27 protein-coding genes and 2 pseudogenes are annotated in these 23,654 nt (G+C 58.3%); 12 read left to right on the top strand and 17 right to left on the bottom strand.

Annotated features, from left to right (window positions below; translation table 11 throughout):
* Nucleotides 1–144 precede the first annotated feature (144 nt).
* Nucleotides 145–975 carry an undecaprenyl-diphosphate phosphatase gene (locus tag D3Z90_RS13905; protein WP_136476458.1) on the top strand — a complete coding sequence of 277 codons (831 nt, stop codon included), beginning with the start codon at nucleotides 145–147 and terminating at the stop codon, nucleotides 973–975.
* A gap of 4 nt (nucleotides 976–979) precedes the next feature.
* Complete coding sequence (locus tag D3Z90_RS13900) at nucleotides 980–1,426, top strand: DUF1294 domain-containing protein (protein ID WP_136476456.1); 447 nt, start codon at nucleotides 980–982, stop codon at nucleotides 1,424–1,426.
* Here the strand turns inward: D3Z90_RS13900 and D3Z90_RS13895 are convergent.
* Nucleotides 1,419–1,778, bottom strand: a complete 360-nt coding sequence (locus D3Z90_RS13895; RefSeq protein ID WP_136476454.1) for an MmcQ/YjbR family DNA-binding protein — start codon at nucleotides 1,776–1,778, stop codon at nucleotides 1,419–1,421. The genes D3Z90_RS13900 and D3Z90_RS13895 overlap by 8 nt on opposite strands.
* The gene (locus D3Z90_RS13890; protein WP_136476452.1) at nucleotides 1,771–2,679 is read right to left on the bottom strand and encodes a LysR substrate-binding domain-containing protein; all 909 of its coding nucleotides are present in this window, start codon (nucleotides 2,677–2,679) and stop codon (nucleotides 1,771–1,773) included. Before D3Z90_RS13890 ends, D3Z90_RS13895 begins: the two co-directional genes overlap by 8 nt.
* A gap of 128 nt (nucleotides 2,680–2,807) precedes the next feature.
* Between D3Z90_RS13890 and D3Z90_RS13885 the strand changes: the two genes are divergently transcribed.
* Nucleotides 2,808–3,419 (top strand): FMN-dependent NADH-azoreductase, encoded by a 612-nt coding sequence (locus tag D3Z90_RS13885; RefSeq protein ID WP_136476451.1) that lies wholly within the window; start codon nucleotides 2,808–2,810, stop codon nucleotides 3,417–3,419.
* A 125-nt stretch (nucleotides 3,420–3,544) separates the two neighbouring features.
* Nucleotides 3,545–4,576 (top strand): dienelactone hydrolase, encoded by a 1,032-nt coding sequence (locus D3Z90_RS13880; protein WP_136476449.1) that lies wholly within the window; start codon nucleotides 3,545–3,547, stop codon nucleotides 4,574–4,576.
* On the opposite strand, the gene D3Z90_RS13875 is transcribed toward D3Z90_RS13880, so the two are convergent.
* The 3 genes and pseudogenes from D3Z90_RS13875 to D3Z90_RS13865 all read right to left on the bottom strand — a co-directional run.
* Nucleotides 4,570–5,760, bottom strand: a complete 1,191-nt coding sequence (locus D3Z90_RS13875) for an MFS transporter (protein ID WP_136476447.1) — start codon at nucleotides 5,758–5,760, stop codon at nucleotides 4,570–4,572. The genes D3Z90_RS13880 and D3Z90_RS13875 overlap by 7 nt on opposite strands.
* Before the next feature lie 175 nt (nucleotides 5,761–5,935).
* On the bottom strand, nucleotides 5,936–7,522 hold the full coding sequence (locus D3Z90_RS13870) for an ABC-F family ATPase (protein ID WP_136476445.1): 1,587 nt from the start codon (nucleotides 7,520–7,522) through the stop codon (nucleotides 5,936–5,938).
* A 20-nt stretch (nucleotides 7,523–7,542) separates the two neighbouring features.
* Nucleotides 7,543–7,896 (bottom strand): annotated as a pseudogene (locus D3Z90_RS13865) (site-specific integrase); the annotation flags it as partial.
* Between the two features lie 82 nt (nucleotides 7,897–7,978).
* Between D3Z90_RS13865 and D3Z90_RS26810 the strand changes: the two are divergent.
* On the top strand, nucleotides 7,979–8,365 hold the full coding sequence (locus D3Z90_RS26810) for a hypothetical protein (protein WP_168198416.1): 387 nt from the start codon (nucleotides 7,979–7,981) through the stop codon (nucleotides 8,363–8,365).
* Between the two features lie 161 nt (nucleotides 8,366–8,526).
* On the opposite strand, the gene D3Z90_RS13860 is transcribed toward D3Z90_RS26810, so the two are convergent.
* Complete coding sequence (locus D3Z90_RS13860) at nucleotides 8,527–8,859, bottom strand: YceK/YidQ family lipoprotein (RefSeq protein ID WP_136476443.1); 333 nt, start codon at nucleotides 8,857–8,859, stop codon at nucleotides 8,527–8,529.
* Between the two features lie 420 nt (nucleotides 8,860–9,279).
* Between D3Z90_RS13860 and D3Z90_RS13855 the strand changes: the two genes are divergently transcribed.
* The 3 genes and pseudogenes from D3Z90_RS13855 (at nucleotide 9,280) to D3Z90_RS13845 (ending at nucleotide 10,794) form a co-directional block, all read left to right on the top strand.
* A complete protein-coding gene (locus tag D3Z90_RS13855; RefSeq protein WP_136476440.1) occupies nucleotides 9,280–10,080 on the top strand; it encodes a class I SAM-dependent methyltransferase in 801 nt (266 codons plus the stop codon).
* Nucleotides 10,081–10,107: 27 nt separating this feature from the next.
* Nucleotides 10,108–10,239: pseudogene (locus D3Z90_RS13850) on the top strand (GNAT family N-acetyltransferase); the annotation flags it as partial.
* Nucleotides 10,240–10,350: 111 nt separating this feature from the next.
* Nucleotides 10,351–10,794 carry a thioesterase family protein gene (locus D3Z90_RS13845; RefSeq protein WP_136478958.1) on the top strand — a complete coding sequence of 148 codons (444 nt, stop codon included), beginning with the start codon at nucleotides 10,351–10,353 and terminating at the stop codon, nucleotides 10,792–10,794.
* Between the two features lie 252 nt (nucleotides 10,795–11,046).
* Here D3Z90_RS13845 and D3Z90_RS13840 read toward each other — a convergent pair whose 3' ends face one another.
* Nucleotides 11,047–11,487: a hypothetical protein gene (locus D3Z90_RS13840; protein ID WP_136476438.1), complete on the bottom strand. Its 441-nt coding sequence runs from the start codon at nucleotides 11,485–11,487 to the stop codon at nucleotides 11,047–11,049.
* A 90-nt stretch (nucleotides 11,488–11,577) separates the two neighbouring features.
* On the bottom strand, nucleotides 11,578–11,982 hold the full coding sequence (locus tag D3Z90_RS13835) for a hypothetical protein (RefSeq protein ID WP_136476436.1): 405 nt from the start codon (nucleotides 11,980–11,982) through the stop codon (nucleotides 11,578–11,580).
* Nucleotides 11,983–12,201: 219 nt separating this feature from the next.
* Here D3Z90_RS13835 and D3Z90_RS13830 point away from each other — a divergent pair, with 219 nt between their 5' ends.
* Nucleotides 12,202–12,402: a hypothetical protein gene (locus D3Z90_RS13830; protein ID WP_136476434.1), complete on the top strand. Its 201-nt coding sequence runs from the start codon at nucleotides 12,202–12,204 to the stop codon at nucleotides 12,400–12,402.
* An 80-nt stretch (nucleotides 12,403–12,482) separates the two neighbouring features.
* On the opposite strand, the gene D3Z90_RS13825 is transcribed toward D3Z90_RS13830, so the two are convergent.
* Nucleotides 12,483–13,001, bottom strand: a complete 519-nt coding sequence (locus D3Z90_RS13825) for a DUF3016 domain-containing protein (RefSeq protein ID WP_136476432.1) — start codon at nucleotides 12,999–13,001, stop codon at nucleotides 12,483–12,485.
* A 77-nt stretch (nucleotides 13,002–13,078) separates the two neighbouring features.
* Between D3Z90_RS13825 and D3Z90_RS13820 the strand changes: the two genes are divergently transcribed.
* The 3 genes from D3Z90_RS13820 to D3Z90_RS13810 all read left to right on the top strand — a co-directional run bounded on the left by D3Z90_RS13820 (nucleotide 13,079) and on the right by D3Z90_RS13810 (nucleotide 14,924).
* Nucleotides 13,079–13,762, top strand: coding sequence for a metallophosphoesterase (locus D3Z90_RS13820; RefSeq protein ID WP_136476430.1), 684 nt, complete (start codon nucleotides 13,079–13,081; stop codon nucleotides 13,760–13,762).
* Nucleotides 13,763–13,908: 146 nt separating this feature from the next.
* Nucleotides 13,909–14,535 carry a LysE family translocator gene (locus D3Z90_RS13815; RefSeq protein WP_136476428.1) on the top strand — a complete coding sequence of 209 codons (627 nt, stop codon included), beginning with the start codon at nucleotides 13,909–13,911 and terminating at the stop codon, nucleotides 14,533–14,535.
* 128 nt (nucleotides 14,536–14,663) lie between these two features.
* Complete coding sequence (locus tag D3Z90_RS13810) at nucleotides 14,664–14,924, top strand: DUF1652 domain-containing protein (protein WP_136476426.1); 261 nt, start codon at nucleotides 14,664–14,666, stop codon at nucleotides 14,922–14,924.
* Here the strand turns inward: D3Z90_RS13810 and D3Z90_RS13805 are convergent.
* The 8 genes from D3Z90_RS13805 to D3Z90_RS13770 all read right to left on the bottom strand — a co-directional run bounded on the left by D3Z90_RS13805 (nucleotide 14,921) and on the right by D3Z90_RS13770 (nucleotide 23,531).
* Nucleotides 14,921–15,196, bottom strand: coding sequence for a peptidylprolyl isomerase (locus D3Z90_RS13805; protein WP_038611202.1), 276 nt, complete (start codon nucleotides 15,194–15,196; stop codon nucleotides 14,921–14,923). The genes D3Z90_RS13810 and D3Z90_RS13805 overlap by 4 nt on opposite strands.
* Before the next feature lie 86 nt (nucleotides 15,197–15,282).
* Nucleotides 15,283–15,762: a serine protease inhibitor ecotin gene (eco, locus tag D3Z90_RS13800; protein WP_136476424.1), complete on the bottom strand. Its 480-nt coding sequence runs from the start codon at nucleotides 15,760–15,762 to the stop codon at nucleotides 15,283–15,285.
* Nucleotides 15,763–15,817: 55 nt separating this feature from the next.
* A complete protein-coding gene (gene hbdH / locus D3Z90_RS13795) occupies nucleotides 15,818–16,588 on the bottom strand; it encodes a 3-hydroxybutyrate dehydrogenase (RefSeq protein ID WP_136476422.1) in 771 nt (256 codons plus the stop codon).
* A gap of 10 nt (nucleotides 16,589–16,598) precedes the next feature.
* Nucleotides 16,599–17,990: a GntP family permease gene (locus tag D3Z90_RS13790; RefSeq protein ID WP_136476420.1), complete on the bottom strand. Its 1,392-nt coding sequence runs from the start codon at nucleotides 17,988–17,990 to the stop codon at nucleotides 16,599–16,601.
* Nucleotides 17,991–18,211: 221 nt separating this feature from the next.
* Nucleotides 18,212–19,603 carry a sigma-54-dependent Fis family transcriptional regulator gene (locus tag D3Z90_RS13785; RefSeq protein WP_136476417.1) on the bottom strand — a complete coding sequence of 464 codons (1,392 nt, stop codon included), beginning with the start codon at nucleotides 19,601–19,603 and terminating at the stop codon, nucleotides 18,212–18,214.
* Nucleotides 19,604–19,633: 30 nt separating this feature from the next.
* A complete protein-coding gene (locus D3Z90_RS13780; protein ID WP_136476415.1) occupies nucleotides 19,634–20,656 on the bottom strand; it encodes an ABC transporter permease in 1,023 nt (340 codons plus the stop codon).
* The gene (locus D3Z90_RS13775) at nucleotides 20,656–21,714 is read right to left on the bottom strand and encodes a microcin C ABC transporter permease YejB (RefSeq protein WP_136476413.1); all 1,059 of its coding nucleotides are present in this window, start codon (nucleotides 21,712–21,714) and stop codon (nucleotides 20,656–20,658) included. Before D3Z90_RS13775 ends, D3Z90_RS13780 begins: the two co-directional genes overlap by 1 nt.
* Nucleotides 21,711–23,531 carry an extracellular solute-binding protein gene (locus D3Z90_RS13770; protein WP_136478957.1) on the bottom strand — a complete coding sequence of 607 codons (1,821 nt, stop codon included), beginning with the start codon at nucleotides 23,529–23,531 and terminating at the stop codon, nucleotides 21,711–21,713. Before D3Z90_RS13770 ends, D3Z90_RS13775 begins: the two co-directional genes overlap by 4 nt.
* Nucleotides 23,532–23,654 lie beyond the last annotated feature (123 nt).

The following is a 23,654-nucleotide window of genomic DNA, read 5'->3' as shown; positions in this document are numbered from 1 at the left end:
TCGCGGCAAACCTGAAGGGTGACTGAACTTTTTTGCCGACTGTGCGACCAACTGTCGCGGTAAACCGACCGAATATTCGTAACAGCCTTGGCTTATGGAAACTACAACGGGGGCATGCCGTTGGCATCGCTTCGTGGGGGAATAATGGATCTTTGGACTGGCCTGCAGGCTGTCATTTTGGGTATTGTCGAAGGCTTGACCGAGTTCTTGCCGATCTCCAGTACCGGTCACCAGATTGTGGTCGCGGACCTGATCGACTTCGGTGGCGAGCGGGCAATGGCCTTCAACATCATCATTCAGTTGGGTGCGATCCTGGCCGTGGTCTGGGAGTTTCGGCGCAAGATTTTCGACGTGGTCGTCGGGCTGCCCAAGGAGCGTGAAGCGCAAAGGTTTACCGCCAACCTGCTGATCGCTTTCATGCCAGCGGTGGTATTGGGCGTGCTGTTTGCCGATCTGATCCACCATTACCTGTTCAACCCCATCACTGTCGCCACTGCGTTGGTGATTGGCGGTGTGATCATGCTCTGGGCCGAGCGCCGTGAGCATGTCATCACCGTTGAGCGTGTCGATGACATGCGTTGGACTGACGCCCTGAAAATCGGCTTTGCCCAGTGTCTGGCGATGATTCCGGGTACTTCACGCTCCGGTTCGACCATTATCGGCGGTTTGCTGTTCGGCATGTCGCGCAAGGCTGCCACCGAGTTTTCGTTCTTTCTGGCCATGCCGACCATGGTCGGTGCCGCAGTGTACTCAGGTTACAAGTACCGCGATCTGTTCCAGCCCGGCGATTTTCCGGTCTTCGCCATCGGCTTTGTCGTCTCGTTCATTTTCGCCATGATTGCCGTGCGGGCCTTGCTGCGCTTTATCGCCAACCATAGCTATGCCATGTTCGCCTGGTACCGCATTGTTTTTGGGTTGATGATCCTGGCGACCTGGCAGTTCGGTTGGGTCGACTGGGCCACGGCCCAGGGTTGAGTCGATGAGCCGAGCACAGCCCTCCGGCCGTCACGTTGCCGGTGCAAACGCTACTGTCCAGCATCCGCGCAGCAAGTTGCTGGTGTTTGTTGGCCTGTGCCTGCTACCGCTGGGAGGGGCGTTGCAGATGCTGCTCAGCGGGCAGTCCTGGTTGCCTGCCGTGGCGTACCCGCTCGTCAGTCTGGTTAGTTTTGCGCTGTATTGGCGAGACAAGCATCAGGCTCGCACACAAGGCTGGCGAACCCCGGAGAAGGTGCTGCATGCCAGCGAGATGCTGGGCGGTTGGCCTGGGGCCCTGTTGGCTCAGCAGGCTTTGCGGCATAAAACCCGCAAAGTCTCGTTCCAATTGAGCTTTTGGGCAATTGTCGCCGTGCATCAATTGTTCTGGATCGATCACCTGCTGCTCGACGGTCGTTGGTTGGGTAGCGCGCTAGGGCCTTTGCTCAGATGAGCAGGCCCGGTTGCAGGCGCTTTGGCAGGCGCCTGACAACCAACTGATGGGAGCGTTGCAGCAGGTCGCAAAGCTCTTCGCGCCCCATGGGGTAAGGTGGCGTCATGCTGATCCAGTGAGCCCGCGCCAGGTACGGTGCAGGTCGCACGCCGGGATGGTCGGCGTAGCTGAGAAACAGATCACTGTCGACTTTGAACGAAAGCCCGGCGCCCGCCAGGTCCAGCACTGCAAACATCTTGTTTCCGGCAATCGAAAACACCCGAATGCCTCCCCATTTATAGTCTTCCCGCGCCCCCGGCAGGCTCAGGCAAAAGTCCGCCACCTGCGCTTCGCTCATTTTCCCCTTAGACATAGTGCTCCCCACACTCTGCAAAAGACTCGACCAAGTGATCGATCCACACCCGCACAGCCGGTAGCAGGCCACGCCGGTGAGGATAGACGGCTTGCAGGTAGCCGCCCGGCAACGACCAATCGGGCAGCAAGCGAACCAGTTCGCCACTGGCCAGTTCTTGTTCGCAATGCATGCTCGGCAGGGCGGTGAACCCAAGCCCCGCAATTGCCGCAGCCTTGCGCACGACAAAGTCGTCGATGGCCAGGCGCGCTTCCAGGGTCAGCTCCTGCTTGTGACCTCGCGTATCGAGCAGTTGCAGATGCACAAGACGGTCGGCCTCTACCGCCCCCAATACTGCCAGGCCGCGCAGGTCTTCGGGGGTGACGGGGGCGTGGGCGGCGACGAAGCTCGGTGCAGCGACCAGATACATCTGAGCCTGGCGCAAACGTCGAGTTACCAACATTGGGTCTTCATTACCTAGATCCCGAACGCGAAGGGCCACGTCAACGCCTTCGGTGATCAGGTCGACACGGCGGTTGAGCAGGATCATGTCCAGTTGAACCTGCGGATACTGCTCAAGAAAGCGGCTGATGACTTGCGGCAGCAGGGTATGTGCCAGTCCCACCGGACACGACACTCGAAGGCGGCCGCGGGGTTCGCTGGTCATGCTGGCGACGGCCTCGTCAGCCATTTCGGCTTCCAGCAGCATCGCCTGGCAATGGCGCAGGTAGCGTTCTCCGACGGCTGTAAGTTTCAGTTGCCGTGTGGTGCGCTGCAGCAGCCGCGTGCCCAGGCGCTCTTCAAGCTCGGCGATACGGCGTGACAAGCGCGACTTGGGGATGCCAAGCACACGCCCGGCAGCGGCAAAACCACCTGCTTCGACTACCCGCGCGAAGTAGAAAAGGTCGTTGAGGTCTTGCATGGGGATCACCATTGTCCTGTCAGTAGGACAAACTAACGCATTTTTGCCTACTTATCAGCTATTCGCTATCCAGGTAGGATTCTTCCCATCGTGATCGCCCAGGTGCGGTCTTCAATCAGGAGAGTCCCATGAAACTGTTGCATATCGATTCGAGCATCCTGGGCGACAATTCCGCCTCCCGCCAGCTGAGCCGCGAAGTTGTTGATGCCTGGAAAGCCGCAGATCCTGCGTTGGAAGTGGTTTACCGTGACCTGGCAGCCGATGCCATCAGCCACTTCTCTGCCGCTACCCTGGTTGCCGCGGGTACGCCCGAAGCGATGCGTGATGCCGCGCAACAGCATGAAGCCAAGCTGAGCAGCGAAACCCTGCAAGAGTTTCTGGAAGCAGACGCGGTCGTCATTGCCGCGCCAATGTACAACTTCACCGTTCCAACCCAGCTCAAGGCCTGGATCGACCGCGTCGCCGTTGCCGGTCAGACCTTCCGCTATACCGAAGCCGGCCCTGAAGGTCTGTGTGGCAACAAGAAAGTCATCCTGGTCTCCACGTCGGGTGGCCTGCACGTTGGTCAGCCTACCGGTGTTGGCCACGAAGACTTTCTTAAGGTGTTTCTGGGTTTCATTGGCATCACCGACGTCGAGATCGTTCGCGCCCACGGCCTGGCCTATGGTGAGGAACACCGCGACAACGCCATGAATGCTGCACGCAAGCAGATCAGCACCGAGCTGTTTGCTGCCGCCTGATGCTTGGCTCGCGTGACCGAAACCGACAGCAGGCTGCGCTTGCTGTCGGTTTTTTCATTGAGCTTTCATCCGCGACGCAACAGTGCGCTCTATGCTGGGGCATCAACCAGGCAGGGTGACAGCCGATGGGCAGATTCGCTGCGATACTCATGGCCTTCTGGTTTGGCCTCGCTTGCCTGGCGCATGCTCAACCTGCACAGCAGCACAGCGTTGGTTTGCATCGCATGGTGTTTGCCGACCCGCTCGATGCGCGACCGGTACAAGCGCTGGCGTTCTATCCCTCCAGCGGCCCTGAGCGCAACAGTCGCATCGACGGTTACCGAGTCGCTGCCAGTGAAGGTGCGCCCATCGCCTCCGGTCGCTATCCGCTGTTGATGCTGTCTCATGGCAACACTGGAACACCATTGGCTCTGCATGACCTGGCGACGGCGCTGGCGCGACGAGGATTTGTCGTGGTGGCGGTGGTCCATCCAGGTGACAACGCCCACGATCACAGCCGTCTGGGAACCTTGAGCAATCTCTACGGACGGCCGTTGCAGATAAGCGCCGCTATTTCCGCCAGCCTTGCCGACCCGCTGCTTGGGCCCTATGTCAGTGGTGAACAGGTGGGCATGATCGGTTACTCGGCAGGCGGTGAAACTGCCTTGATTCTGTCCGGCGCCCAGCCCGACCTGGATCGATTGCGCCGCTATTGCCTGGAGCGGCCGCATGACGCCGATGCCTGCAAAACCCAGGGCGTACTCATCGCTGACCGTGCCGATTTGCGAGCCGAAGCCGATCCACGCATCCATGCCTTATTGCTAATGGCGCCGTTGAGCTTGATGTTCGGCCGCCATGCGTTGGCACAGGTCAAGGTGCCGGCGTTGATTTACAGCGGTGACAACGACCAGTTGCTGGCTATCGACAAGAACGCCCAAGCCCTGGCGCGCAAGTTGCCAGTCACGCCAAACTACAAGTTGCTCGCCGGGGCAGGGCACTTCGTCTTCATGGCGCCGTGCGAAGACGAGCAGCGAGAACACATGGCTGCGCTGTGCGACGACCCGGAGGGTGTCGATCGCGAGACGATTCACCTGTCATTGCAAGAGGAAGCTGCGCACTTCTTTACTCGCACATTGAGCCGCAGCGGCCGTTCCAGGCTGGATACCGTCAATCAATAACCTCGGGAGCGTCGCGACAACAGTAGAGTCAGGCCAACGCCTGCCAGCGATAACAGGGCGGCAATGCAGAAGATCCAGGCATAGCCCAAGTGCAGCGCCACTGCGCCCATCAATGGGCCCGAAATCGCCAACGCCAGGTCGAAAAACACCGCATAGGCGCCCAGGCCGGCCCCACGGCTGGAGACGGGCACTTGCTTGATTGCTTCGACACCCAGCGCCGGATACACCAGTGACAGCCCAAAGCCGGTAAGGCCGGCGCCGACCAGTGCCAACATGGGGCTGGGGGCCAGCCACAGCAGCGCCAAGCCCAGCGCTTCGGTGCTCATGCAGACGATTGCCACCGGATAGCCGCCGAAGCGGTTCACGGCATTGACGAACAGTAGCCGCGAGAGAATAAAGCACAGGCCGAAAGCGCTGAGGCACCAGGCCGCGCCGCTCCAGCCCTGTTCCAGATAGAACAGGGTAACGAAGGTGGTCAAGGTGCCGTAGCCAATCGAGGCCAGAGTGAGGCCCATGCCGCAGGGCGCAACCCGGGCGAATGCGGCCCAAAACGGCAGGCGCTCACCGCGTACCACGGGAATCGACGCTTTGTTGCGAATCACCAGTAGTGCCAATAGGCCGAGTGCCGTCAACACCAGCCCCAGGGTGGCAAAGTTCATCTCATCGGCGAGCATCACACCCAGCGGTGCCCCGATGGCGATGGCCCCGTAGGAGGCAATGCCGTTCCAGGAAATCACCCGCGCGGTATGCTCCGTGCCGACCGCGCCGATGCCCCAGCTCAAGGTGGCGACGCCAATCAAGCCTTGAGCCAGGCCCAGGAACACACGTCCGGCGAGCAGCGCCAACAAGCTGACTATTGGTGTGTTTACCGTCAGTGCGGAGACAAACGTCAGCACGCCGCTGGTAGCAATGCCGATCAACCCGAGAATGATCGCCTGTTTGCTGCCTTTGCTGTCGGCGATGCGTCCGGCAAGGGGACGGCTCAGCAGCGTGGTCAAGTACTGCAGGCCAATCGTCAGCCCGGCAATGACCGCGCTGAATCCCAGCTGGTCATGCACGTAGCCAGGTAATACGGCTATCGGCAGACCGATGCAGAGGAAGGCTATGAAGGTGTAGAAAACAATCGAGAGGATCTGCAGCGTAACCGCGAACGTGTTGGCTGAGGAGGAGGGTGACGCAGTCATGTGCTCGTTCGCTGGCGGGCGGAAGAAGAGCGCCCATGATGGCTGGCAGCGACGATAAAAGAAAGCAGGCTAACTAATTTTAAAAAGGACAGTGCTTGCTGTGCCAAGACTCGCTCAAGTCAGTTGCGCCGCAGACGCTGCTGCAACTGACTTGGCTTGCCTTGCGGTTACGTTCTTAAACCACGACGCCCTGGCTACGCAGGTAGTCATCGTAGGTGCCGCTGAAGTCCACGACACCGCTCGGGCTCAGCTCGATGATGCGGGTGGCCAGGGACGATACGAACTCACGGTCGTGGCTGACGAAAATCAGCGTGCCCGGGTAGTTCTCCAGCGCCAGGTTAAGCGCCTCGATCGATTCCATGTCCAGGTGGTTGGTGGGTTCGTCCATCAACAGCACGTTTGGCTTTTGCAGAATCAACTTGCCGAACAGCATGCGACCTTGCTCACCACCGGAGATGACCTTGACCGACTTCAGAATCTCATCGTTGGAGAACAGCATGCGACCCAAGGTGCCACGGATCATCTGCTCGCCCTGGGTCCATTGACCCATCCAGTCGAACAGGCTGACGTCATCTTCGAAGTCGTGGGCGTGGTCCTGAGCGTAGTAGCCCAGTTCTGCGCTTTCGGTCCACTTGACCGCGCCGGCATCCGGGCCCAGCTCACCCACCAGGGTGCGCAGCAAGGTGGTCTTGCCGATACCGTTAGGACCGATGATCGCAACGCGTTCGCCGGCCTCAACGGTGAAGCTGAAGTTCTGGAACAGGGTCTTGCCTTCGAAGCCCTTGGACAGCTTCTCGATCGTTACTGCCTGACGGTGCAGCTTCTTGGTTTGCTCGAAGCGGATGAACGGGCTGACGCGGCTCGATGGCTTGACCTCGGCCAGCTGGATCTTGTCGATCTGCTTGGCACGGGAAGTAGCCTGCTTGGCTTTCGAGGCGTTGGCCGAGAAGCGGCTGACGAAGGTTTGCAGCTCGGCGATCTGGGCCTTCTTCTTGGCGTTGTCCGACAGCAATTGCTCACGCGATTGCGTCGCAGCGGTCATGTACTCATCGTAGTTACCTGGGAACAGACGCAGCTCGCCGTAGTCCAGGTCAGCCATGTGCGTGCACACACTGTTGAGGAAGTGGCGGTCGTGGGAAATGATAATCATGGTGCTGTTACGCGCCGTGAGAACAGTTTCCAGCCAGCGGATGGTGTTGATGTCCAGGTGGTTGGTCGGTTCGTCGAGCAGCAACACCTCAGGATCGGAGAACAGCGCCTGGGCCAGCAATACGCGCAGCTTCCAGCCTGGCGCGACTTCAGTCATCGGGCCAAAGTGCTGTTCCAGGGGAATACCCAGGCCCAGCAACAGTTCACCGGCGCGGGACTCGGCAGTGTAGCCGTCCATTTCGGCGAATTCGGTTTCCAGCTCGGCAACGGCCATACCGTCTGCTTCGGTCATTTCCGGCAGCGAATAGATACGATCGCGCTCGGCTTTTACCCTCCACAGTTCCTCGTGGCCCATGATCACCGTGTCGATCACGTTGAATTCTTCGTAGGCGAACTGGTCCTGACGCAGCTTACCTAAGCGCACGTTCGGCTCAAGCATTACCTGGCCGGCAGAAGGCTCCAGGTCGCCGCCGAGGATTTTCATGAAGGTCGACTTGCCGCAGCCGTTGGCGCCGATCAGGCCGTAGCGGTTGCCGTTGTTGAATTTGACCGAGACGTTCTCGAACAACGGCTTGGCGCCGAACTGCATGGTGATGTTAGCGGTGGAGATCAAAGGGCTTACCTATCAATAGCTTACGTCGCTGGCATTGCGGCTGATACCGATTTGATACCAATTTGCAGCTTTTCCAGCTCGCTCCAGTCGGAGCTTGAGTTAATCCAACGCGCATACGTCGACAGCAGCATTTGCACGCTGTGGCCGAGCTGTTGGGAGATAAATGCGGGGTTGAGGCCAGACATTGAGCGTATTGTCGCATAGGTGTGGCGACAGTTGTATGGCGGTTGGTAACGAATCCCCAGTTCTTTCAGTAGCGAACGCCCGTGATGATGGAGGTCTGAGATCTGCTGGACGAACTCAGCAATCATCGATGGCGGGAAAAGCAATGGTGACTCCGTGATCCCTCCCTTTCCCTTCTTAGGTTGCTCGGCGCCGGGGTGGCGTGATTTGAGAGTCTGGGTTATTTGTGTGTACCGACATAACGTCGGTGCCTCAAATAGGGATGAAATAGTTATGCGTAAAGCGACGGGACTGGCTTTTCTGATTGCAGCTGCGTTGAGCGTGTCGGGCTGTGCCGGCGACATCAATCAAGCTCCGGTCACCAAACGCATGACGGTAGCTGGGGACCTCGAGGAGGTCTTTTACAAGCTAACCGCTGGCGCTCCGAGCAATAGTGATTGCGGGAAATGGATCGTGCGCAGTGCTATCTACCCTAAAATGGGCGAATTCCGGATTGAGTATGGCCCTCAGAGCATGAGCGGCCCGCAGATATTCAGCAGCATCGTTGGGCAGAAATCAGGCGACTCAGTCAATCTGACAATGCGAGACGCCACGCTGGTCAAGAACTCGCCCTACATCAAGGCAGTGAGTAACTATCTCGAAACTGGTGTCTGCGGGTGACCCAGCGGGCCAACGCCTTGCTACGAATCACCCGCGCGCTTGCTGTCGGGCAGGCGCGATGTGCTTCAGGCCCTTTAAGGTCCGATCACGGTTGGGCGAAATACGGTGACCGGTACCGCATTGTCGGCAACGACCTGCAATTCTGAGGGACTTGTCTGCCACTACTCGAAATGCGCCTTTGGAATATCTCCGTGTTCGGTCTGCAGATAGATTGTGTAGGGCAACATTACAGTGTCAGCTATGCCAGAGAGCGCGATATCGAAAACTATCAACGGCGTCCCAGGGTAGCCATCGAAGCCGACAGCGCAGCGGGGCTCTGCATCCAGAAGGCAGTAATTCATTGCGACACCGCTGTAGATTCGTGGAATGGCGTCGCAATGTGAGTGCCAGCGGGCAAGCTTGTTGCTTGAAATCATGTCATCGTTGAAGACGGTGTTGATCGTCCCGCAACCTGTTAACAAGCTAGACATGAGCAGCGTGTTTACGAATTTCATTTGGCGCGTCCGTGCTGAATGTGGCGTTGATTTTAGCGCAATTGCTAAGCCATTCTGGCTGAGTCACGATCGACAAGCCACAACCTAACCGAACGGTGATTTTATCGTGTCCCGGAAAGTGATGTAACTCATCATGGTTCAGGCCGTCTTCAGTCCGTTCTGGACTTCGAGTCCTAAACTTGCATGAATCTGCATGGGTGGTTATATTGAGAATATTCACACCGTATCAATTTTTCCGCGAGACTCTCCAGAAATGAACAATTAATGTGTCTTTACTTTTTACTCTTTTGCCAAAAGTAAAAGCGCATGGTCGTTCGCATCTCTATGGCCAGTTACCTTGGGTTGACTGATGGTGGCGGCTGATAAAGCCTTCGTGCTTTACTATTTGGCGTTGTTTTCCTTTGCTAAGGATAGAAAACGATGGCTACCCCCTATCTCTCGAAAGATGTTTACCAACATAATCAGAACGTCTGGAATCGACTTGCTCGCGAAGGTTGTGATTGGTCAAAACCCGTTTCTTCGGAAGTTATTCAGGCTGCCCGAAGAGGGGAGTGGCAAATACAGCTAATCCCTGCAGAACTCCCAGCAGGATGGCTTGACGATGTGCAAGGGAAGCGTATTTTATGCCTGGCTGGTTCCGGAGGACAACAAGCTCCAGTGTTGGCGGCTGCGGGGGCTGACGTAGTTGTGGTGGATGCTTCTCAAGATCAGTTGGCACTAGATGAGATGGTTGCAAAACGGGACAATCTGTCTCTACGCACAGTCTTGGGAGATATGCAGGACTTGTCAGCATTTAATGATGAATCCTTTGACCTGATTTTTCATCCGATTTCGAATCTGTATGTGCCTAATATTCAGAAAGTGTGGGCTGAATGTTGTCGCGTCCTCTGTAAAGGAGGGAAATTGCTCAGCAGCTTCTACAACCCGGCGGTATTTGTTTTTGAGCGCTCTGCTGATCTAGCCAAGGAAGGTTTAATGAAGCCGCGTTTTACACTGCCCTACGCCGATATAACTGATCTGAGTGAGGGTGAAATTGCAGACAAGATTGCCAGAAATGAGGCTTTCGTATTCGGTCACACTTTGGCGGAACAAATAAATGGGCAGTTGCAGGCTGGTTTGTTGCTTACAGGCTTCGAGGAAGCTTTTCAGCCGACGCCGCGGTTTCTGATCGATAATTACATGCCAACTTTTATCGCAACGTGCTCAGTTAAGCCGAGGTGATTTTTTCTGGCTGCGCTAGACTGCCCGGAGGGGTTTATCGGGCTCAATGAAAGCCGCGTAGAGATGTTCTTCATCGAGCCGGATCTGCGCGGGAAAGGTATTGGCCGCTCGCTACTGGATCATGCCAGCAGTACGTGCAGTCAGATGAGTGTTGATTCATTATCCATCAGGCTGGCATCCATCGATGCGGTAGCAATTGCCCGCTCCCACGGGCTCGATGTGTCGGCAGCCGCGTCAGAGCTTTGTCACTCTCTATTAAGGATTGATGTTGTGCCGAACTCAGTGATTGTCAAAAGAAAGGTGTTGTTTGGCGACTGCGACCCGGAAGGGATTGTCTATACGCCCAGATTTTCGTACTTCGTGATTGAGGCCGTTCATGATGCGCTTTCAGTTTGGCTGTCTGGTCCTGGTCTGAGAACTCTGTTGGGTTTTGATTTGTTGCCTCCGGCAAGGGCATTTTCGCTGGAGTTCCTCCATCCGGTCACTTGGGATGATGAACTTTCCATGACGGTAACTGTTTCCAGTGTTTCGCTTCACTCGTTCACATTTGCAATCGAGGGAAATCTAGCGCCAGCTATCAAGGCATTTACCGCAAGCCTGACACATGTTTGCGTCTCACCGGTTACCAAGGAAATTATTGAAGTTCCTCAAGCGCTGAGAGCGTTACTTACCCCTGATGCGTGCAGAGGGAGTAGAGCGACGGCCGGGGGCTGATTCTCTGATGGAAGAGGTTCAGGCGCCTCAGCGGCGAGCGCTTGGCTCGGGCGGTTCGGGTCATAGTGCCGGGAGTGCGGAGGCGCAAACCCTGGCAACAAAAAGCCCGCACAAAAAAGGCGGGCTAAAAAGTTTCAAGAGGAGTAGGGGAGACTATGCACCGAGGCTTGTGAAAGGTTCGTGAACGCATTTGCCTGGCACGCTGTCATCCACGGCTATTCAGATAGAAATGCGCCGCTAACAGCCGGTTGCCTAGCCAGTGCGGATGTCGCCACAGAACAACGGACGGCTGCCGTCTGCCGGGCTGCTGCGAATGAGCAGCGCGTAGTCACCTCTGGCCAGATCGCTCAGCGCTACCGGTGCCAGGGCCCAATGTTGGGTTCGGGGTGTTAGCGACGGATAATCGACGCTATTGGCCTGGTGACTGTCATAGGCAGGCGATGCGCCCAGGTGTTGGCATGAACCTGCATAAATAACCGGGTCAAGACGGCTCGGCACGGCCATATCCTGAGGAACACCACCGACGGTGAGTTTGATGCTGGTCTGATCGCCCACAGGGCTAAGGGTGGCTCGAGCGATGTGCTCTGCGTTTTGAGAAGTAGCAGTGAGAGGGACATCGACAATCCGGGCGTTGCTTGCACAACCAGAAATTGCCCCTGCTGCTACCAACGCAAGCCAAGATATTCTGTTCATCACAGATCTCCTGCATTGAGGTGCGTTGATTTCGTCCCCCCTATGAAGTCTAGTGATCTGCTTGTGGCGCGGCGTCTGGCTGATGGGTGGTCATATTGATCGCTTGGTCTTCCAGAGCAGGCACACCATCACTAGAAAAAACAGCGCACCGCTGGATATTCCCCTGACTGAATCACTGGCGAATGCCGCCACACAGAAAACCCCAAGAGCCGAGGTTAAAAATAACGGTAGGCTGGTAATCAGCGAGATAAATAAACTGGATTTTCTCCATTCTGGATTGATCAGCCAGTTCACCAGTAGGCCGATTAACAAAGCGCCCCAGGAGAACAGGCCGAGGACGATTATTATCGTTGTATACATAGCCGCAACGGGTATCCCGCGCGTATCGCTGGGGTCGTCAGGGTTGTCAGGCGTGCCTGAAATGGCATAAGTGAATAACAGGATGGCCGAGAGGGAGATGATGATGCTCAGGGCGCACTTTTTCCAGGGTTGCATATAAAGTTCGTCTCACTGACAGCTGTTGTTGAGAAAAGGTGGTTGATATTAAAAATGACAACCAGGCGCTGTCTAACCAACACACCAAAGCTCCACAAAACTTCAAGAAAAACCCATATTCCTCCAGCGACCACTCGTCCAGTTCCGGGCACTTGATATGTCGTGCTTTCTCTCATGTGTATGTGCGGATTTCCCGCGCGACTGCAGAGGAGAAACAGCATGGACATTGATGAAAATGCACCCGGCAATACATCCCAGCAGGGTGTAGGCGGCAAAACGGACAGCGAGAGCGGTCACGACCCCAAGCACAAAGAAGGTGAGATTCCATTGCCCGCCGATGATCAAGCGCCTGTCGAAAAGGAACTGGCCGATGTAGAGGCCAACAACTCGGTATCCAGTGAGCACCCTGAGCCACGCTGAGTTGAACTAGCCGGCCCGGTGCTTACGGCTCCGGTGCTGGCTGCCCTGGGGCTTTGGCGCCCGCCCATCGCGAACCTGGTTCAGGACGAGTTCTGATGCTGAACGGCAAACTGTTTGCGAAACCACTCTTCGAGCATGGCCTTCTCGGCATACAGTCGATCGCTGTTGGCGCTGCGTCCCGGCCGTTGCAGGTAGAACTTGTCGGTGACCCGCGCATCGGCCTGACTTAACGGCTGGCCTTGTTGCGATAGTACATAGTGCAGGTCAATACTTGGCCAAGTGATATCACGCATGAAGCGAATGCTGTAGGCCTGCCGATGCCAAGGCTCGTAGCGACCGGCGAGGTCGATATCGCGGATATCGATACGCAGGGTCTGGCCGGGGGGCAGATAGCGTTTGCCCAGTGTTTGCAGGTAACTGCGCAGCTCCTTCATCACCTGCTGGTCGGCGCCGCGCTCGTAGCCATTACTGTCCAGGCTTGCATCGCGAAAGTGTTCGGGGTTGTCGTAGATGACCTCCACCGAAGGGCCGGGCGGTGTTTGAGCCAGGCTGCTTGTGACGGCTAAGCTCAAGGCGACAAAGATCAATACAGGGCGCATGATTCACCTCAAGGTGCGAGTCTGTGCACAGCTTTTATTGTACGCCTGCCAGGGATGGTGGGTTAGGGGAGAACAGGGTGAGTCGTATCGAGCAGTTTGCCATTAACCGGCAAGGCAGGGATTACGCCGTGGGTGATATTCACGGTCACTTCGAGCGCCTGCAAGAACAGCTGTCAGCGATCGGTTTTAATTCGGCAGTGGATCGATTGTTCAGCGTGGGGGACCTGGTCGACCGCGGCCCGCAGTGCCCCCAGGTCCTGGATTGGTTGGACCAGCCATGGTTTCACGCTGTGCAAGGTAACCACGAAGCGCTGGCGGTGACCCATGTCAGTGGCGGCTGGTTGGATTATGACCAGTATCGTGCCGCTGGCGGTGGCTGGTTTCTCGACCTGCCGGACAACGAGCAAGCACGTTTCGCCGAGCGCTTTGCGCGCATGCCGCTGGCCCTGGAGGTGCAAACGTCTGCTGGGCTGGTTGGGCTGTTGCATGCCGACTGTCCGTGTGCCAGTTGGGCCGAAATGTGTGAACAACTGCAACGCCAGGCTCCCCATGAACTGCAGGAGTACTGCCAATGGTCGCGTCGGCGCCTGAAGGCCGATGACGAGCGACCGATTGCCGGATTGCGTGCATTAATCGTCGGCCATACGCCGCTGAGCGAGGTTCGGGTACTGGGCAATATCTGGCATATCGACACGGGTGGCTGGAATCGTGGCCACTTCAGTTTGTTGGCTTTGGACACCTTGAGTCTGGCCAACGTGTAGCGAGTCAGTCGACACCACTTTCGTTCGGGCGTGTCCGTCCCTCCAAGGGGGGCGCACAGTAAACACACAGTTTTGCTGCTCAACTGTATCTTGACGCGATGGCGCTCAGGCTGGAGTCTGCCGGATCGAACCGCTGGAGATTGTTGATGGACCTGTCGTTACTCGCGCTGTTCGTTCCCGCCTGCTTTGCTTTGAACATGGCGCCTGGTCCGAACAACCTGTTGTCACTCAACAATGCCAGCCGTTACGGCTTGCGTACTGCCTGCGTCGCTGGAGTTGGCCGGCTGCTGGCCTTTGCGGGGATGATCATGCTCGCAGCGATGGGGCTCGCGGTGGTGTTGCACACCAGCGAGTACCTGTTCCTCACCATCAAGGTGGTGGGGGCGTTCTACTTGTTCTATATCGCCTGGCAACTGTGGCGGGCGCCTGTTGGTCAAAGCGGACCGGCAGGCGAACACAAGGGCGGCGTGCTGCGCCTGGGGCGTCAGGAATTTTTCGTTGCCGCGGGTAACCCCAAGGCGATCCTGATTTTCACTGCGTTTTTGCCGCAGTTCGTCACGGTGAATAGTCCCGTGCCGGTCTCGGAGCAATTCGTCTGGCTCGGCGGTTTGTTCTTGCTGCTGGAATGGGCTGCAATCGCAATCTATGCCTGGTTGGGGGCTTACCTGCAGCGTTGGTTCAATCAGCCCGGACCGCGACGTTTGTTCAATCGGGTCAGCGCCACATTGCTCGGCTGCGCGGGGATCGGTCTGCTGGCGGCGCGCCGGGCCTAACCACCGCGCAAGGTGGGGTTGTAGGCACTTATAGACAAAGGGTCTGAGAGCGTTGCCTGAAATGTCCTAGGCTTATGGCTGGACCGGGCACACGGATTGCTGCCCACCTCTGCCAAGGAGACATCACCATGCTCTCGACCCTGGAGTTGCGTAACATCATTGAATGCAGTTTTCTGCCCGTACGCTGCCAATGCACACTGGCCGCTGATCGTTCCCTTACGGTTAAGGTGTTTGATCGAACCTGCGAACGGGTTGACCTGCTGGTTACCGGTATCGATGCCGAGCAGTTGACCAGCAGCCGGGCAATTTCCGATCTGATCGCAGGCTTGCGCAACGATCTCGCCGACCAGCGCCAGCGGTACGCGGGGCGTCGGCGTGACAGCCTTTAATCGCGATAGAACACCTGGACCAGGTGATAGCCGAACTTGCTCTTGATCGGACCATGAACGACGCGTAGCGGTTTTTTGAAGATGACCTGATCGATCGCGCCGACCATCTGTCCAGGACGCACTTCGCCCAAATCGCCGCCGCGTTTGCCGGAGGGGCAGGTCGAATACTTCTTGGCCAGCACATCGAACGCTTCGCCCTTGGCGATGCGTTGTTTGAGCTGTTCGGCTTCTTCGGCGGTCTTGACCAGAATATGCCGGGCCTGTGCTTTCATTTCGAGGTACCTTCGCAACGCGCTAAAACCGCGCATTATGCCTGATCTCGCCGATCAGAGGAGGCGCGCCGCGCCTCCTGAGCGCCTTACTCGACGCTGGCCTTCTTCACCTCGTCAGAGGCCGACCAGATGCGATAACGCACTTCGACACCTTCGGGCACGTATACCACCACCGGCAGTTTGCTGTTGTAACGCAGCAGGAAGCCGTCGCCGACGACTGGCACAAAGGCCTCTTGCTTGCGGTTGTCCGGGCATGCCATCAGCGTGGATGCCGGGCCCATGACTTTATCCAGGCGGTAGTAACTGTAGCCCCAGCCTTCCAGGGTTTTTTCTTCCAGCGTGCCGCCCAAGTGCTGGCGGTTGCAGTCGACCTGCAGTTGCTTGCCCGCCAGTACTTCCAGCTTGAACGCCGACTCGTCGGCTTGCTCAGGCACGTGAATGACCTGACGGGTAAAGCCTTTTTCGGCCTCGGGGTAAGGTGCTACGTCCTTGAGGCTGGCGGCCTGTACCGAGGTGCCGAGTGCCAGGGTCAGGGTGAGCAACGCAGTGAAAGGGATTGGGCGCATAAGGCCTCCTTGCAGATAAAAAAGACGCTGCCGCAGCCAGGTCCCAAGCGGCCCGTCATTGGGCCAGCCAGCCACCATCGATGTTCCAGGCAGCGCCACGAACCTGGCTGCCAGCTTCGCTACACAGAAACAATACCAGCTCACCCAGGTGTTCGGGAGTGACAAAGGCCAGAGAAGGCTGCTTTTCGGCCAACAGATCGTGCTGTACCTGCTGCGGGTCAATGCCGCTGGCGGCGCGATCATCGATCTGTTTTTGCACCAGCGGAGTCAGTACCCATCCTGGGCAGATGGCGTTACAAGTGATGTTGCTGGTCGCGGTTTCCAGCCCAACCACCTTGGTCAGCCCGACGACGGCATGCTTGGCGGCGACATAGGCTGCCTTGCCGGTGGAGCCGACCTGGCCATGCACCGAGGCAATGTTGACGATGCGACCCCAGTTGCGCGCGCGCATGCCCGGCAGCACCAGGCGTGTACCGTGGAACACCGCAGACAGGTTGATCGCGATGATCGCGTCCCAACGATCCACCGGAAAATCTTCCACCGCCGCTACGTGCTGGATGCCCGCGTTGTTGACCAGAATATCGACGCCACCAAACTCGCGTTCGGCGTAGCCGAACAGGTCTTCGATTTGCGCAACATCGCCCAGGTCGGCGGGGTGATGCCCGATCCGTGTACCGTGGCGGGCAACTTCGGCGATGGCAGCGTTGACGTCACCGAAACCGTTGAGGATCAAATCGGCGCCGGCTCGTGCCAGCACGTGCGCGATGCCCAGGCCGATGCCACTGGTGGAGCCGGTCACTACTGCTGTCTTGCCTGTGAGATTCATCAATTGCTCCTTAAACGATGCCGGTCGCGTAGAAAGTGGCGATCACCACGAACACTGCCAGGGTCTTGATCAGGGTAATACCAAATATGTCTTTGTAGGCTTCGCGGTGTGTCAGACCGGTTACGGCCAGCAGGGTGATAACCGCGCCGTTGTGCGGCAGGGTGTCCATGCCGCCACTGGCCATGGCCGCAACCCGGTGCAGCACTTCAAGAGGAATGTTGGCCGCGTTCGCCGCAGCGATGAAGCTGTCCGACATCGCCGCCAGGGCGATACTCATGCCGCCAGAGGCGGAGCCAGTTATACCGGCGAGCAAGGTTACCGTGATTGCTTCGTTGACCAATGGGTTCGGTATAGCGCGCAGGGCATCGGCCAGCACCAGAAACCCTGGCAACGAGGCGATCACCGCGCCAAAGCCGTATTCGGACGCCGTATTCATCGCGGCCAGCAGCGCGCCACTGACCGCAGCTTTGCTGCCCTCGGCCAAACGATTCTTGATCGCCCCGAAGCCTGTCACCAATACCAGCAAGATACCCAGCAGCAGGGCTGCTTCCACCGCCCAGATCGCCGTGAGCTTGGCGATATCGGTTTGCACTGGGGTGCTCATGCCGGGCAGGCTGAGGCTGTGGGTCTTGCCATACCAGTCGGGAATCCAGTGGGTGAACAGCAGGTTCATCACCCCGACCAGCAGCAGCGGCGACAGGGCCAGCAGCGGGTTAGGTAGCTTGAGATCGGCGGCAGTTTCCGGCTCGTTGCGCAGGTCTGTGCCATAGCCTTCGCCGGCACGCTGGGCCTTGTTGCGCTGGCGTTGCAGGTACAGCATGCCGGAGCAGAACACGAACAAGGTGCCGATCAAGCCCAGCCACGGCGCAGCCCAGGCCGTAGTGTTGAAGAATGTGCTGGGGATGATGTTCTGGATCTGCGGGGTGCCGGGCAGGGCGTCCATGGTGAAAGAGAATGCGCCCAGAGCGATGGTCGCCGGGATCAGGCGCTTGGGGATGTTGCTCTGCCGAAACATTTCGGCAGCGAACGGGTAGACGGCGAACACCACTACAAACAGCGAGACCCCGCCGTAGGTCAGCAGCGCGCACACCAATACGATTACCAGCATGGCCTGGCGGGTGCCGAGCAGGCGGATAGCTGCTGCAACAATCGAACGAGAGAAGCCGGACAACTCGATCAGCTTGCCGAACACGGCGCCGAGCAAGAACACGGGGAAGTACAGCTTGATGAAGCCGACCATCTTTTCCATGAACACGCCGGTGAAGGCGGGGGCCACGGCCGAAGGGTCGGTAAGCAGTACCGCGCCAAGGGCGGCGATTGGGGCGAAAAGGATAACGCTATAACCACGGTAAGCAGCCAGCATCAGCAGCGCGAGGGCTGCCAGGGCGATGATTACACTCATCGAGTGTCTCCTTGGGTGCATCTTGTTTTTGTAGGTTGCAGGAGATAGCGGGAATCGTGCCAACTAGCTAAGTTACTGATTTATATAAATAATTTGTATTTTATAACGACGTCTGTCTCTAAATGGAGATGAAGATCTCGCAGGGCGAGGTCACTACTGCCGCATTTGCTAGGAGCAGGCTAGCCTGGGTAAGTAATCTCAAATCAGAAACTCAAGTCTCTTTATTGAGACGAAAGCCCCAGCGCAACCAATTTTTTATACAAGGTAGACCGGCCCAGCCCCAGTTCCTTCGCCGCCTGTGGCACGCTGCCTGCGCAGCGGGCAAGGGTTGTACCGAGCAACTGTCGCTCAAAATCGGCACAGGCCTGCTTAAAACTCACTGGCGCAGTTTCCCGCTCAAACGGCTCGAAGTTGCCCATGGCTGCCTGCAGGTCCCGAGCGTTCAGCTGCGTCTGGTCAGCCAGCAACGTAGTGCGTTCCAACACATTGCGCAGTTCGCGGATGTTGCCTGGCCAGGTGTGGCGGGCCAATAACGCCTGCGCTTCGGCGTCCAGTTCGTGCTGACTGCCCAACTCTTCAAGAATCGCTTCGCTCAAGGCGGGCAGGTCTTCCAGGCGCTCACGCAATGCCGGGACATGAATCGGCAAGACGTTCAGCCGGTAGTACAGGTCGGCGCGGAACTCGCCACGCGCCATTGCCGCGCCAAGATCGGTCGAGGTCGCGGCGATGATTCTTACATCACTGTGCATCATCTGATTGGAACCCACCGGCTCGTACTCCTTTTCCTGCAGTACCCGCAGCAACTTGCTCTGCAATGGCAGCGGCATGTCGCCGATTTCATCGAGAAACAGGGTACCGCCCTCCGCCAGTTGCAGCTTGCCCGGACGGCCCTTGCGGTCGGCACCGGTAAAAGCGCCGGGTGCGGTGCCGAAGAATTCGGCTTCCAGCAAGGTTTCTGGAATGGCAGCGCTGTTGATGCTGACAAATGCCTTGTGCGCCCTGGGTGAAGCGGCGTGAATGGCATGGGCAAGCAGCTCTTTGCCGGTGCCCGTTTCCCCCAGCAGCAAAATGGATGAGTCGCTGCTGGCGCCGCGCCGGGCGCGGCGCTTGACTTCAAGACTGGCGGCGCTGGTGCCGATGAACTGCGCAAAGCTGTACTTGGCCTGGCGTGCACGCAGCAGCGAACGGGTCGAGGCCAGCTCCTGCTGCATGCTGGCGTAGCGCTTGAGCAGCGGCGACAGGCTGCGCAGTTCATCGAACAGGGCAAAACCAATGGCACCGATCAACTCGCCCTGCGCGTCGTGGACCGGCAGGCGCATCACCACCAATGGCTCTTTGGGGGTGTCGAGCATGTCCAGGAGGATAGGTCGACCGTTGCTGATCACCTCGCGCATCAAGCTGCCGGGAATCACGCTCTCGCAGGGTTGGCCGATGACGCTGGCTGCATCTTCGAGGCCAAACCGGCGGGCGTAGCGTTCGTTCATCCACACAATCCGCGCATCGCGGTCGACGATAAGGGTGCCCTCGCTGAACTGCTCGATGATTTCGAACAGCGAACGAATCGCCAGTTGGCGCACCTGTTGGTAATCCTTGAGGCTGTCACTGGCAGGCATGGGCCATTCTCTTGAGCTTGAAAGCTGCGATTATGCCCGTGGATCGAAAGCTTCGCGCAAGGCATCGCCAATGAACACCAACAGTGACAGGATCAAGGCCAGAGCAAAGAACGCGGTAAAGCCCAGCCAGGGCGCCTGCAGGTTCTGCTTGCCCTGATTGACCAACTCGCCGAGCGATGCACTTCCGGCGGGCATGCCGAAGCCGAGAAAGTCCAGAGCGGTAAGGGTGGTGATCGCGCCGGTGAGAATGAACGGCAAGTAAGTGAAGGTGGCATTCATGGCATTGGGCAAGATATGCCGCAGGATCACGCCGCTGTCTTGCAAGCCCAGGGCGCGAGCGGCCTGCACGTACTCAAGGTTGCGCCCGCGAAGAAATTCGGCGCGCACCACGTCCACCAGGGCCAGCCAGGAAAACAGCGCCATTATCCCCAGCAGCCACCAGAAGCTCGGCTCGACAAAGCCACTGAGGATAATCAGCAGGTAAAGTACCGGCAGGCCGGACCAGACCTCCAGCAAGCGTTGGCCGATCAGGTCCACCCAGCCGCCGTGATAACCCTGCAAGGCGCCAGCGGCAATACCAATCACCGTGCTGATCAAGGTCAGCGCCAGGGCAAACAGGATCGATACCCGTGTGCCGTAGAGCACTCGTGCCAATACATCGCGGGCCTGGTCGTCGGTGCCTAGCCAGTTGGTCGTCGAAGGTGGACTAGGGGCGGGCTGCTGCAGGTCGTAATTGGGCGTGTCGGCACTGAATGGCACGGGGGCGAACAGCATCCATCCGCCCTGATCCTTGATCAGCCTTTGCACATATTGGCTGCGGTAATCCGGTTGAAAAGGCAGCTGACCGCCGAAGGTCTGCTCGGTGTAACGCTTGAATGCCGGGAAATACAGTTGTCCTTGGTAACCCATCACCAGCGGCTTGTCATTAGCCACCAGTTCCGCGCCCAGGCTCAACACCAGCATTACAGCGAACAGCCACAGCGAATACCAGCCGCGACGATTGCGCCGAAAGCGCTGCAGGCGTCTGCGCGAAATGGGCGAGAGACTGAACATCAGTGTGCCCTCGTGGCAAAGTCGATACGCGGGTCGACCACGGTGTAGCAGAGGTCCCCCAGCAGACGGATCAGCAGCCCGAACAAGGTAAAGATGAACAGCGAACCGAACACTACCGGGTAGTCCCGGGAGACGGCGGCTTCGTAGCTCATGCGTCCAAGTCCATCAAGGGAGAAAATCACCTCGATCAGCAAGGAGCCGGCGAAGAACACACTGATCAATGCCTGGGGAATGCCTGCGACCACCAGCAGGATGGCGTTGCGAAATACATGGCCGTACAACACACGACGCTCGCTCAGGCCCTTGGCGCGGGCAGTGATGACGTACTGGCGGGTAATTTCGTTGAGAAAGGCGTTCTTGGTCAGCAACGTCAGGGTGGCAAAGCCACCGATCACCAGAGCGCTTACCGGCAGCACCAGGTGCCAGAAGTAATCGGCCAACTTGCCCAGCAGGCTCAACTGGTCGAAGTTCTCCGAGACCAGCCCACGAACCGGGAACCAGTTCAGTGAGGTGCCTCCGGCGAACAGCACGATCAGCAACAAGGCAAACAGGAATGAAGGCAGGGCGTAGCCAATCACTATCAGGCTGCTGCTCCAGGCGTCGAAGGCGGTGCCGTGGCGTATCGCCTTGCGAATGCCCAACGGGATCGAAACCAGGTAGGTGATCAGGGTGGCCCAGAAGCCAAGGGAGAGGGTCACGGGCATTTTCTCCAGGATCAGGTCGGTTACCTTGGCGCCGCGAAAGAAACTGTTGCCGAAATCCAGACGGGCGTATTGGCTGAGCATCAGCCACAGCCGTTCAGGGGCGGATTTGTCGAAACCGTACTGGCGTTTGATGTCCTCGATCAGCTTCGGATCCAGGCCGCGGCTGGCTCGGGAGCTGGCATGCACGGCTTCGACATTTGCCCCTGGCGCACCGCCGCCGATGCCTTGCAAGCGTGCAATGGCTTGTTCCACCGGCCCACCGGGCGCGGACTGGACGATGACGAAGTTGACCAGCAGGATGATCAGCAAGGTGGGAATGATCAGGAGTAATCGACGCAGGATGTAGGCGGTCATGGCTGCTCCTTGAGACGCTCGGCCATCTGCGCGTTGGTCAACGCCGTCGGGCTGACTTCCCACCAGCTGTCCAGGCCTTCATCGTTGCTCGGCTGTACCTTGGGCAGGCCAAAGCGGTTCCACCACACCGTCGAGGAGCCTGGTGGGTAATAATTGGGAATCCAGTAGTAATTCCAGCTCAGTACCCGATCCAGGGCGTGGGCGTGACGGAGCATGTCGGCTTTGCTTTCGGCCTTGACCAGGCCGTCGAGCAATTGGTCCACCGCCGGGTCCTGGAGCGCCATGTAGTTGTTCGAGCCTGGGTCGTTGGCCGCTGCCGAACCAAAGAAGTTGTACAGTTCAAGGCCCGGAGAAGGCGACACCGGGTAGCCGGTAACGATCAAGTCGTAGTCCCGAGCCATGAGGCGGTTGACGTACTGCGAGGCGTCGATCCGGCGGATGTCCATGCTGATGCCGATCTGCGCCAGATTGCGCTTCCATGGCAGCAACAGACGCTCGAAACCGGCCTGGCCGTTGAGAAAGGTAAATGCCAGTGGCTCGCCCTGGGCGTTGACCAGTTGATCGCCCTCCGGCTTCCAGCCTGCAGCGCTCAGCAGTTCAAGGGCTTGCAACTGCTTGTCGCGAATCAGCCCGGAGCCGTCGGTGCGAGGGGCCAGAAATACCTGGCTGAAGACTTCATCCGGGACCTGCCCGCGCAACGGTTCAAGCAGCTTGAGCTCCTGGGCATCCGGCAAGGCACGAGCCGCCAGAGCGCTGTTGGCAAAAAAGCTCTGTTGGCGGATGTACATGTTGCGCATCATCTGCCGGTTACTCCACTCGAAGTCCCACAGCAGGGCCAGTGCCTGGCGCACGCGACGGTCTTTGAACACCGGCCGCTGCAGATTGAACACAAAGCCCTGGGCGGTCTGTGGTGCGTCCTTGGCCAAATGGGCGCGCTGCAGGCGGCCGTCGCTCAGCGCGGGGCTGTTGTAGCCGATCGAGTAACCCGTCGCCGAGAACTCGCGGTTGTAGTCGAAGCCACCGCCTCGCAGCACCTGGCGTGCGACTTCGGTATCACCGAAATACTCGATGGTGAGGTGGTCGAAGTTGTAGCGTCCACGGTTTACCGGCAGATCGCGTCCCCACCAGTGCGGATCGCGCTCGAAAGTCACGCTGCGGCCATTGTCGATCCGGCCGATTCGGTACGGGCCGCTGCCCAGCGGTGCTTCAAAACCGCCGCCGTTGGCGAAGTCTCGGTCTTTCCACCAGTGTTCAGGCAGCACTGGCAAGGTAGCCAGATCCAAAGGCAGGGTTCGGCTTTGATTGCTCTTGAAGCGAAAACGAATTTGCCGGGGGCCTTCGATCTCCACCCGTTCGACATCGGCAAACTGCGTGCGATATTTGAGATTGCCCTCACGCATCAGCAGCTCAAATGTGTAGCGTACGTCCTCGGCGCGAATGGCTTGGCCATCGGCAAAGCGTGCACGCGGGTCCAGATAAAAACGTAGCCAGCGACCATCGGGGTCCCGTTCAAGCTGGCGGGCAATCAGCCCATACACAGTGTAGGGCTCGTCCTGGGAACGCACGGCAAGGGGGGCATACAGCCAGCCATCGACCTCGGCAATGCCGATGCCCTTGTCGATATAAGGCAGGATATGGTCGAACTGGCCGATCTCGATCGCCGAGCGGCGTAGGCTGCCGCCTTTGGGGGCGTCGGGATTGGCGTAGGCGAAGTGCTGGAAGGAGGCAGGATAGCGAGGCGACTCGCCATAAACAGTCAGGGCATGCCCAGGGGCTGACAACGCAGCTTGGCTCCAGGCCAGGGCCAGAGCAAGCATTACAGCAAGAAGGGAAGATCCGGTTTGCAAGCGCCTGACTACCTGTGCCCACGATTGTGGCTGAAGCTTAGCAGGTCAGACCGCAGTGCTTGAACCGGCCCTGGCGGGCCGGCTCAATGGTGG

Source organism: Pseudomonas sp. DG56-2 (genome assembly GCF_004803755.1).
Lineage (GTDB): Bacteria > Pseudomonadota > Gammaproteobacteria > Pseudomonadales > Pseudomonadaceae > Aquipseudomonas > Aquipseudomonas auratipiscis.
This window is presented reverse-complemented; position numbering and strand designations above follow the sequence as displayed.

Coding starts and splice junctions, on each gene's coding strand:
- D3Z90_RS26810 (WP_168198416.1), top strand. CDS start 7,979: ATGCGTAAAGCGACGGGACTGGCTTTTCTGATTGCAGCTGCGTTGAGC.
- D3Z90_RS13905 (WP_136476458.1), top strand. CDS start 145: ATGGATCTTTGGACTGGCCTGCAGGCTGTCATTTTGGGTATTGTCGAA.
- D3Z90_RS13835 (WP_136476436.1), bottom strand. CDS start 11,982: ATGCAACCCTGGAAAAAGTGCGCCCTGAGCATCATCATCTCCCTCTCG.
- D3Z90_RS13875 (WP_136476447.1), bottom strand. CDS start 5,760: ATGACTGCGTCACCCTCCTCCTCAGCCAACACGTTCGCGGTTACGCTG.
- D3Z90_RS13885 (WP_136476451.1), top strand. CDS start 2,808: ATGAAACTGTTGCATATCGATTCGAGCATCCTGGGCGACAATTCCGCC.
- D3Z90_RS13840 (WP_136476438.1), bottom strand. CDS start 11,487: ATGAACAGAATATCTTGGCTTGCGTTGGTAGCAGCAGGGGCAATTTCT.
- eco (WP_136476424.1), bottom strand. CDS start 15,762: ATGCGCCCAATCCCTTTCACTGCGTTGCTCACCCTGACCCTGGCACTC.
- D3Z90_RS13775 (WP_136476413.1), bottom strand. CDS start 21,714: ATGACCGCCTACATCCTGCGTCGATTACTCCTGATCATTCCCACCTTG.
- D3Z90_RS13895 (WP_136476454.1), bottom strand. CDS start 1,778: ATGTCTAAGGGGAAAATGAGCGAAGCGCAGGTGGCGGACTTTTGCCTG.
- D3Z90_RS13790 (WP_136476420.1), bottom strand. CDS start 17,990: ATGAGTGTAATCATCGCCCTGGCAGCCCTCGCGCTGCTGATGCTGGCT.
- D3Z90_RS13860 (WP_136476443.1), bottom strand. CDS start 8,859: ATGAAATTCGTAAACACGCTGCTCATGTCTAGCTTGTTAACAGGTTGC.
- hbdH (WP_136476422.1), bottom strand. CDS start 16,588: ATGAATCTCACAGGCAAGACAGCAGTAGTGACCGGCTCCACCAGTGGC.
- D3Z90_RS13805 (WP_038611202.1), bottom strand. CDS start 15,196: ATGAAAGCACAGGCCCGGCATATTCTGGTCAAGACCGCCGAAGAAGCC.
- D3Z90_RS13880 (WP_136476449.1), top strand. CDS start 3,545: ATGGGCAGATTCGCTGCGATACTCATGGCCTTCTGGTTTGGCCTCGCT.
- D3Z90_RS13780 (WP_136476415.1), bottom strand. CDS start 20,656: ATGTTCAGTCTCTCGCCCATTTCGCGCAGACGCCTGCAGCGCTTTCGG.
- D3Z90_RS13825 (WP_136476432.1), bottom strand. CDS start 13,001: ATGCGCCCTGTATTGATCTTTGTCGCCTTGAGCTTAGCCGTCACAAGC.
- D3Z90_RS13770 (WP_136478957.1), bottom strand. CDS start 23,531: ATGCTTGCTCTGGCCCTGGCCTGGAGCCAAGCTGCGTTGTCAGCCCCT.
- D3Z90_RS13890 (WP_136476452.1), bottom strand. CDS start 2,679: ATGCAAGACCTCAACGACCTTTTCTACTTCGCGCGGGTAGTCGAAGCA.
- D3Z90_RS13830 (WP_136476434.1), top strand. CDS start 12,202: ATGGACATTGATGAAAATGCACCCGGCAATACATCCCAGCAGGGTGTA.
- D3Z90_RS13855 (WP_136476440.1), top strand. CDS start 9,280: ATGGCTACCCCCTATCTCTCGAAAGATGTTTACCAACATAATCAGAAC.
- D3Z90_RS13785 (WP_136476417.1), bottom strand. CDS start 19,603: ATGCCTGCCAGTGACAGCCTCAAGGATTACCAACAGGTGCGCCAACTG.
- D3Z90_RS13815 (WP_136476428.1), top strand. CDS start 13,909: ATGGACCTGTCGTTACTCGCGCTGTTCGTTCCCGCCTGCTTTGCTTTG.
- D3Z90_RS13900 (WP_136476456.1), top strand. CDS start 980: ATGAGCCGAGCACAGCCCTCCGGCCGTCACGTTGCCGGTGCAAACGCT.
- D3Z90_RS13810 (WP_136476426.1), top strand. CDS start 14,664: ATGCTCTCGACCCTGGAGTTGCGTAACATCATTGAATGCAGTTTTCTG.